Source organism: Nocardioides sp. Root240 (assembly GCF_001428825.1).
Classification (GTDB): domain Bacteria; phylum Actinomycetota; class Actinomycetes; order Propionibacteriales; family Nocardioidaceae; genus Nocardioides.
In genome coordinates this window covers 486,848-494,374 of the sequence record NZ_LMIT01000002.1, presented here as the reverse complement: position 1 = coordinate 494,374, position 7,527 = coordinate 486,848, and the positions used below count along the sequence as shown (strand labels likewise).

Genomic DNA, 7,527 nt, shown 5'->3' with positions numbered 1-7,527 from the left:
GGCGCGATCCCCACGGGGCCCACTACCTCATCGACCCCACCGGCACACGCCGCATCACCGCAGCCCCCGACGACGACCCACCAGGACGCGTGGACATATGGACACGACAAGTCATCCACTACGGACTCGCCGCCTGAGGCCATCCCTTCTCGTGCGGGCGCGAGCGCCCGGACATACCGACCACAAGTCGGTTGCTGTCGCGCCACTAGATTGACCGTGTGAGTCATCAGCGTGGGCGGCAGACCGCAGCACCCGACATCCCTTGTCAGGAAAGGCGGGATGGCATGCCTGGATCTGTGCCCGTCCTCTTGCGTCGGTTGACCGGCGTGATGCTGACCTTGCTGTCGCTGTCCTCTCTTGCAGGGTGCTCTGGCGGGCCCGCCGGAGGAGACAAGAAGGCGGCTTCTGATCCCACGACGGTCCGGGTTTCCTCGCTGACTCGGCAACAAGCCGAGGACGCGGCCATGACTGCCAGCGATGTCGGAAACGGAGCAGAGGACTACGACTCCGGAGGCCCGATCTTGGCCGGCTGTCTGAGCACGATCGAGAACTCCTTTGGTAAGGCCCGGGCACAGCTCGAGGGCCAGTGGTCGTACATGACCGCTGGCAAGCCGGTCTCCGTCGACGAGTACATCATCAGCTATCCGGACGACATGGACATCGCGTCGTTGTTCGCGGACGTCGGCACTGCGATCAAGAAGTGCCCGCGTGTGGATGTGAAGTCGCCGAAAGTCAGTATCCGCATGAACATCACGGAGAGTCGCAGCGCACAACGCCTTGATGTCGACGGCGAGTTGGGGTTCGTCGCGGTCGGACAGGTGGGGACCCCTGGGCGCCTCGACCCGATCATCATGAAGGTGACCTACCTACTGGTTGGCCCCAACATCGTGCGAGTCAGCACCAAGGCGTTGGACGAAGACTCCGGTTTCCATGAAGAGATGGTGCAAGTCGCCCACCGGCGACTCGAGGCGGCCTTTGCTGATCGTTGAAGGCACGTTCGAGGATCTGCCGCTGCCGAGCGCTGACCGCCCGCCCGTGCTGCGACTCGGCGTACGAGTCCGCCGAACGGAGGCGTCGCTCCGTGAGCTTGTCGCTTGAGGACGTACTCTCGTGCGGTGAGCAGATGGCGCCGCAGGACAGAGCCCACCTCATCGGTACCTCCGCCCGCGCCAGCCGCGGAGCCCACCACGCGAGTGGTGTTCGAGCTCGAGACCGATGCCGGCGGCTGGCCGCCGGTTTCGAGTGAAAGAGTCTGGGCCATTGGCCTGGGCAACGACCTGTATCGCGTCGACAACGTCCCTTGGTTCGTGCGGGACCTCTCCGTCGGAGACGTGGTGCGAGCCAAGGCGGCAGGCCCCGACTTGAACCCCGTCTTCGTCGAGATGGTGGAGCGGTCGGACCACGTGACGATCCGACTGATCTGCCGCAGGCAGGGTCCGCTGGAGGGCGACCTCGCTCGCTCACTGCAGCCGTTCACGGCACTCGGCGTGTACGGAGAAGGCGCCCCGCAGTACGGCATGCTCGCGCTCGACATCGCACCATCGGCCCCGCTCGACGCGATCGTGGCCACCCTCCGGCGAGGCTCCGAAGATGGCTCATGGGAGTACGAGGAAGGCCGAATCACCCAAGCCTGGATTGAAGCGACCGCGAGTTAGGCGGACGCTCGGTCATGCCGCTGTCGGGACGGAACGCCCGACCACCGCGCTGTCCGCACTCCGCGTGCTGTGACGGACGTTCCTCTGTCATTCTGCCCGAGTGAACTTGGCAGAGGCTATGCGCATCGCAGAAGAGGAGCTGGCCCGTTGGAATGCCTCTCTTACCCCAAACAGGCTTGAACACCCGCGCGCCACAGTTCACGACCCTGATGACGAGTTCGTCGTTGCAGCGCTGGAGGAGCACTCGCTTGCTTGGGTCGCGCACTACCGGAGCCGACGCTGGATGAGGACACGAAGCTTCACCGATGCCCCGGTCGGGTCGTGTCCGCTTGTCATCGAGAAAGCGACCGGCGCGACCCACCTTTACGGTTCAGCGCCCTTCGAGTACGCGAAGTACCAGGCATGGCTTGACGGCTCGAATCCGACCTCGCCCTGAACCCGCTTCCGTAGGGCTGAGCGCCCGAACATGCCGCGGTCGGGCCAGACATCAGAATGAGTCGTCTTCACATTGCCCTGCTGGTGCTGCCCGCAGGCTGTAAGACTCGATCCCATGTCCGACGAGCTTGACCTGGAGCACGCGTCCTTCGGGGAGCTCCTCGACTTCCTGATTGCCGGCAATGAGCCAGCGATCGGCTACTCAGGAATCCTGAGTGAGCTCGACGACCACCAGGTGATGCGCCGGCGGCGCGTGTGGCGACTGGGTCGCCTGGCTCGCATTGAAGAGCCTCCGGGGCACACGAGGCTCTTGGCTGGCGAAGACACGATGTGGTGCGCGGCCGACGACCAGTTCGAGGAGACGTGGGAGCTGCGCGACGAAGACCGTGGATCAGATCGCGGACAGCTGCACGATGTCTGGCTCGTCGAGCCTCGGCGCTACTGGACCAGCTGGTTGAGCCTGGACCCAGACCTGGTGATGGACAGCCTTCACCGGACCGAATTCGAGGGGCGTCCGGCATGGAAGTTCACTGCCCCTGAGGCCAAGGGCGGCAACGCGTCGATCATCATCGACGCCGAGATCGGACTCGTCGTCGAAATGAGCCGAGCAGACGTCGGCCACGCCGTGATCTGGAGCGAGCTGCAGGTCGAGCCCACGCTGGGTCCACGCTTCTTCGAGCCCGGCCACCTCACACCGCTCGCTCGACCTGACGCCGAACGAGACCCCTCGGAGTCGGAGCGTCTACATGCCGAGCGCACGATCCTCACTGCGGTGCTCCAGGCAGGCCGGGACTGGCCCCTCATTGCACGACTCGCCGGGAGTTCACGCGACGAACACAGAGCCCGAGCCACGATCATGGCGCACCTGGACATCGAGGAGTGGACGGCACAGCACGTGATGGGAGTCCAAGTCCGACAACTCGACCGCTCTCACCAAGAGGCCATTCGCGCGCGTCTTCATGAACTCGAGCGCCAGCTCGACCACCTCGAACCCTAAGCCCGATCCCCAATACTGATCCTGCCTACGAAGCCCCCGAATGTGCCGCATTGGCACGGTCGGATCAAGGGCCGGACGTTGCTGGCGCCCGGTGGAAGGATGCCCATATGGAGTGGCCGGGTGTTGAGAGTCGGGAATCCCGCGAAGGGAGCCTGTTCCTTGGGCCGCCGAAGCCGGGGAAGAGAGCTCGCTTCTAGAAAGTGGCCCATTACTGGCAGGGACCGTCCCGCCGTCCGCGTTCGTGCCGATGGGCGGTTTGCATCTAGGTTTGAGCCGTGCCGCAGTTCGCCTTCGACATCGCCGACGTGGTCGATCTGGGCGACGACCACGAAGGCATCACGCTGATCGGTCCGCCGATCGGCACCTCTGGCGGGCTCGAGATCGGCGACACGCTTCTCGTGCCGACGGTGGAGGGCGATCACACGCCCTGCGAGTGCGTCGGGTTTCCGCTCGTGGACCTGGGTCCGGAGCGCGCGTCCTGGGTACGCGTGTCAGTCGGCGGTGTGATGCTCGACGAAGTCCTGGTCGGCGCACGAGCCACACGGCAGGCGTAAGGCCGCGAGCCTTCGAACTCACCGCAGGTGCGAGACTTCGGTATGCGACTCGCCAGCGCCGCCGCCGTGGGACTGATGCTGTCGTCGGTGGCCTGCGGTGCAGAGTCCACGAGCGATCCGTCCGGTCTGCGCGAGTGCTCCGACGTGTGGAACGAAGGGGCGCAGCTGCCGACCACCTACTCGGGATGCACCGTCGACGGCCAGCTCGTCACTCCTGAGCTGCTCGAGTGCAACAGTGACGGTGAGCGGTGGACGACCTACGACCGCTTCGCCGCAGTACTCGGGGGTGAGATCTTCGCCTTCAGCGAGACCCGGGATGTCGACACCGTCGTCTCCGTGACCTGCTAGGCCCGGCGGCCTCATCGCGCCCGTGACTCGTGGGGACCGGGTCGAGGGGACGCGAGCGGGTACGTGACCGGCATGGCCCGCCCCCGCTTCAGCTCGCCCGCTTGGTGGTTCCGGTCGCAGGACGGCCGGTGGGCGGTGGCCCAACCGCCCAATCCTGCGATCTCGGTGTGGATCGCTGCGGTCCTGATCGGGTTCTTGCCGCTGTCCCCTGCCCATGCGACCACCGTGGAAGGCGTCGGACACGGAGCGCTGATCGTGTGGTCGCTGGACGAGGTCGTCCGGGGAGCCAGTCCGTTCCGGCGAGTGCTGGGTGCCGTCGTCCTGATCGGGCAGCTCCTGCTCCTCGCCCGGGACTGGTGAGTCACACCCGAGCGCCGGCCGTCCGCGCGCGGGCTACCCTCGGATCGGGCGCGTGACCTTCTTCAGCGCGCCGGCGCCCGCACCCACACCCCGCCCGATCACGCGGTGCGGCTTGCGGTTCGCCAGGTCGAGGAGGGAGTCGGCGATCCCCCAGGTGAGCTTGCCCTCGGACAGCTCGACCAGGGTCTCGAGCGGGAGACCGAGGGTCATGTCCTCCAGCTCCTGACGCTCCTTCTCGGTGGCGACCGGAGGGAGCTGGCGCACGATCATGGCCTTGAACGCGCGTCCGGGAAGGGTGGTGGCCAGCTCGAGCACGGTGGACTGGCGGGTGAAGGGTCGCGTCACGGTCACACCCCCACCGGTGCGTCCTGGGCCGCCTTCAGCTGCAGCGCGATGTCGATGAGCTGGTCCTCCTGGCCACCGATCAGCTTGCGCTTCCCGGCCTCCAGCAGGATCTGCGCGCCCGACACGCCGAACCGCTCGGCCGCGTTGCCCGCGTGCTTGAGGAAGGACGAGTAGACGCCGGCGTAGCCCATCATCAGGGTCATCCGGTCGAGCTGGCACTCCTCCGGCATGGCGGGCTTGATGACGTCCTCGGAGGCGTCGACGATCTTGAGGAAGTCGACGCCGGTGGTCCAGCCGAGCTTGTCGCAGACGCCGACGAAGGCCTCGAGCGGCGTGTTGCCGGCACCGGCGCCGAAGCGGCGGACCGAGCCGTCGATCTGGGTGGCGCCCGCGCGGGCGGCGATGACCGTGTTGGAGACACCGAGGCCGAGGTTCTCGTGGCCGTGGAAGCCGACGTCGGCCTGGCTGCCGATCTCGGCGACGACGGCGGCGACCCGGTCGGCGGTCTGCTCCATGATCAGGGCGCCGGCGGAGTCGACGACGTAGACGCACTGGCAACCGGCGTCGACCATGATCCGGGCCTGCTTGGCCAGGATCTCGGGGCTCTGCGTGTGCGACATCATCAGGAAGCCGACGGTCTCGAGGCCGAGCTCGCGGGCCAGGCCGAAGTGCTGGATGGAGACGTCGGCCTCGGTGCAGTGGGTGGCGACGCGGCAGATCTGGCCGCCGTTGTCCTGGGCGGCGCGGATGTCGTCCTTCGTCCCGAGGCCCGGGAGCATCAGGAACGCGATCTTGGCGCGCTTCGCGGTCTCGGCCGCGATCTTGATGAGCTCCTGCTCGGGGGTGCGGGAGAAGCCGTAGTTGAACGACGAGCCGCCGAGGCCGTCACCGTGCGTGACCTCGATGACCGGTACGCCGGACTCGTCGAGGGCGCGCACGATGTCCTCGACCTCCTGGCCGGTGAACTGGTGGCGCTTGTGGTGCGACCCGTCGCGCAGGCAGGTGTCGGTGAGGCGCAGGTCGAGCCTGCCGAACGGCTCGTCGCCGTGGGTGCCGGACCAGGTGCGGGTCAGGGCGTTGATGTCAGTCATCTCAGTGGGCTCCCAGGATCGAGCGGGCGATGTTCTCGCCGACCTGCGCGGCGGCGGCGGTCATGATGTCGAGGTTGCCGGCGTACGGCGGCAGGAAGTCACCCGCGCCCTCGACCTCCACGAAGATCGACACCCGGCGCATGCCCCGGGTGAAGTCGGACGGCCCGTCGAACTGCGGCTCCTGCAGCAGGCGGTAGCCGGGGACGTACTCCTGGACGGCCTTCTCCATGCGGTGCACGGACTCGGCGATCGCGTCGGTGTCGGCGTCGGGGTCGACGGCGCAGAAGATCGTGTCGCGCATGATCATCGGCGGCTCGGCCGGGTTCAGGATGATGATCGCCTTGCCCTTCTCCGCGCCTCCGATGGTCTCGACGCCGGCCGAGGTGGTGCGGGTGAACTCGTCGATGTTGGCGCGGGTGCCCGGGCCGGCGGAGGCCGACGAGACCGAGGCGACGATCTCGGCGTACGGCACGGGGGTGACGCGGGAGACGGCGTTGACCATCGGGATGGTGGCCTGGCCACCGCAGGTGATCATGTTGACGTTGAGCGCGTCGAGGTGCGCGAGTCCGTTGACCGGCGGGATGACCGCGGGGCCGACGGCTGCCGGGGTCAGGTCGACGGCGCGGATGCCGGCCTCGGCGTACCGGGGGGCGTACTCGCGGTGGACGTAGGCCGAGGTGGCCTCGAACAGCAGGTCGGGCAGCTCGTCCTGCTTGAGCAGCCAGTCGACACCCTCGTGCGAGACCTCGAGGCCCTTGTCGGCGGCCAGGCGCAGGCCCTCGGACGAGGCGTCGACGCCGATCATCCAGCGCGGCTCGACCACGTCGGACCGCAGCAGCTTGTAGAGCAGGTCGGTGCCGATGTTGCCCGGGCCGACGATGGCGGCCGTCAGCTTCTTCCCGATAGCGGTCACTTGGGGGTTCACTCCTCGAACGAGACGGTCAGGGGCGCGAACCCGCTGATGGACGCCGTGACCCGGTCCCCCGGGGCGAACGGCACGAAGGGGCCGAGGGCCCCGGACAGGATCAGGTGGCCGGCCCGCAGCGGGTCGCCGAACCGGGCGGCCTGGACGGCCAGCCAGCGCAGCGCCTCGAGCGGGTCACCGAGGCACGCGGCGCCGGTGCCCGACGAGCGTTCCTCGTCGTTGATGGTGAGGGACATGACCACGTCGCGGGGTTCGATCCCGCTCAGCGGGAGCCCGTCGCGGCCGACGACGAACAGGCCGCTGGAGGCGTTGTCGGCGACGGTGTCGGTGAAGCCGATGTCCCAGTTCTCGATGCGCGAGTCGACGATCTCGAGCGCCGGCAGCGCGACCTCGACGGCGTCGCGGACCAGCTCCAGCGTGATCTCGTCCGCAGGGAAGTCGATGTCGCGGGCCAGCACGAAGGCCACCTCCGCCTCGACCCGCGGCTGGACGAGGGTGCGCATGGAGATCGGCGTGCCGTCGACGCCGTCGCTCACGTCCATGTCGGAGAGCAGGTAGCCGAAGTCGGGCTGGTCGACGCCGAGCTGCTTCTGCACCGCCTCCGAGGTCGCGCCGATCTTGCGACCCACGACGCTCGCTCCCCCGGCGATCCGGGCCTGCACCAGGCTCTGCTGGACGGCGTACGCGGCGGGCAGGTCGTCGGTGCCGATGAGGTCACGCACCGCGGAGCACGGCACCCGGGTCGCCTGGGCCGTCGCCAGGCGCTCGACGGCGGCCGAGATCGCACTGCCCTGGACAGGGGGGAGAGAGGTCACAC

The 7,527-nt window shown here is 67.8% G+C and carries 11 protein-coding genes; 7 read left to right on the top strand and 4 right to left on the bottom strand.

Annotated elements, in window-relative coordinates; translation table 11 throughout:
* Window positions 1-329: 329 nt before the first annotated feature.
* The 7 genes from ASE20_RS05375 to ASE20_RS05350 all read left to right on the top strand — a co-directional run bounded on the left by ASE20_RS05375 (window position 330) and on the right by ASE20_RS05350 (window position 4,349).
* Window positions 330-989, top strand: a complete 660-nt coding sequence (locus ASE20_RS05375) for a hypothetical protein (protein WP_157538667.1) — start codon at window positions 330-332, stop codon at window positions 987-989.
* A gap of 207 nt (window positions 990-1,196) precedes the next feature.
* Entirely contained in the window at window positions 1,197-1,655 is a 459-nt protein-coding gene (locus tag ASE20_RS05370; protein WP_162261046.1) for a DUF4265 domain-containing protein, read from the top strand.
* Window positions 1,656-1,755: 100 nt separating this feature from the next.
* Window positions 1,756-2,091, top strand: a complete 336-nt coding sequence (locus ASE20_RS24625) for a hypothetical protein (protein ID WP_157538666.1) — start codon at window positions 1,756-1,758, stop codon at window positions 2,089-2,091.
* Between the two features lie 114 nt (window positions 2,092-2,205).
* Entirely contained in the window at window positions 2,206-3,087 is an 882-nt protein-coding gene (locus tag ASE20_RS05365) for a hypothetical protein (RefSeq protein WP_056893481.1), read from the top strand.
* Window positions 3,088-3,362: 275 nt separating this feature from the next.
* Window positions 3,363-3,641, top strand: coding sequence for a hypothetical protein (locus ASE20_RS05360; RefSeq protein WP_056893480.1), 279 nt, complete (start codon window positions 3,363-3,365; stop codon window positions 3,639-3,641).
* Between the two features lie 42 nt (window positions 3,642-3,683).
* Entirely contained in the window at window positions 3,684-3,989 is a 306-nt protein-coding gene (locus tag ASE20_RS05355) for a hypothetical protein (protein WP_056893479.1), read from the top strand.
* A gap of 72 nt (window positions 3,990-4,061) precedes the next feature.
* The gene (locus ASE20_RS05350; RefSeq protein ID WP_056893478.1) at window positions 4,062-4,349 is read left to right on the top strand and encodes a hypothetical protein; all 288 of its coding nucleotides are present in this window, start codon (window positions 4,062-4,064) and stop codon (window positions 4,347-4,349) included.
* Window positions 4,350-4,382: 33 nt separating this feature from the next.
* On the opposite strand, the gene ASE20_RS05345 is transcribed toward ASE20_RS05350, so the two are convergent.
* From ASE20_RS05345 to ASE20_RS05330, 4 genes are read right to left on the bottom strand one after another with little or no spacing between them, the layout of a single operon-like run.
* Window positions 4,383-4,694 carry a hypothetical protein gene (locus ASE20_RS05345; RefSeq protein ID WP_157538665.1) on the bottom strand — a complete coding sequence of 104 codons (312 nt, stop codon included), beginning with the start codon at window positions 4,692-4,694 and terminating at the stop codon, window positions 4,383-4,385.
* Window positions 4,695-4,696: 2 nt separating this feature from the next.
* Window positions 4,697-5,785, bottom strand: a complete 1,089-nt coding sequence (gene dmpG / locus ASE20_RS05340) for a 4-hydroxy-2-oxovalerate aldolase (RefSeq protein ID WP_082612171.1) — start codon at window positions 5,783-5,785, stop codon at window positions 4,697-4,699.
* Between the two features lies 1 nt (window position 5,786).
* Window positions 5,787-6,689: an acetaldehyde dehydrogenase (acetylating) gene (locus tag ASE20_RS05335; RefSeq protein ID WP_056893865.1), complete on the bottom strand. Its 903-nt coding sequence runs from the start codon at window positions 6,687-6,689 to the stop codon at window positions 5,787-5,789.
* A 17-nt stretch (window positions 6,690-6,706) separates the two neighbouring features.
* On the bottom strand, window positions 6,707-7,525 hold the full coding sequence (locus ASE20_RS05330; protein WP_056893476.1) for a 2-keto-4-pentenoate hydratase: 819 nt from the start codon (window positions 7,523-7,525) through the stop codon (window positions 6,707-6,709).
* Window positions 7,526-7,527: the final 2 nt, after the last annotated feature.

Excerpts from the sequence above, each read along its gene's own strand:
- ASE20_RS05375 (WP_157538667.1), top strand. The coding sequence starts at position 330 with ATGCTGACCTTGCTGTCGCTGTCCTCTCTTGCAGGGTGCTCTGGCGGG.
- ASE20_RS05365 (WP_056893481.1), top strand. The coding sequence starts at position 2,206 with ATGTCCGACGAGCTTGACCTGGAGCACGCGTCCTTCGGGGAGCTCCTC.
- ASE20_RS05355 (WP_056893479.1), top strand. The coding sequence starts at position 3,684 with ATGCGACTCGCCAGCGCCGCCGCCGTGGGACTGATGCTGTCGTCGGTG.
- ASE20_RS05350 (WP_056893478.1), top strand. The coding sequence starts at position 4,062 with ATGGCCCGCCCCCGCTTCAGCTCGCCCGCTTGGTGGTTCCGGTCGCAG.
- dmpG (WP_082612171.1), bottom strand. The coding sequence starts at position 5,785 with ATGACTGACATCAACGCCCTGACCCGCACCTGGTCCGGCACCCACGGC.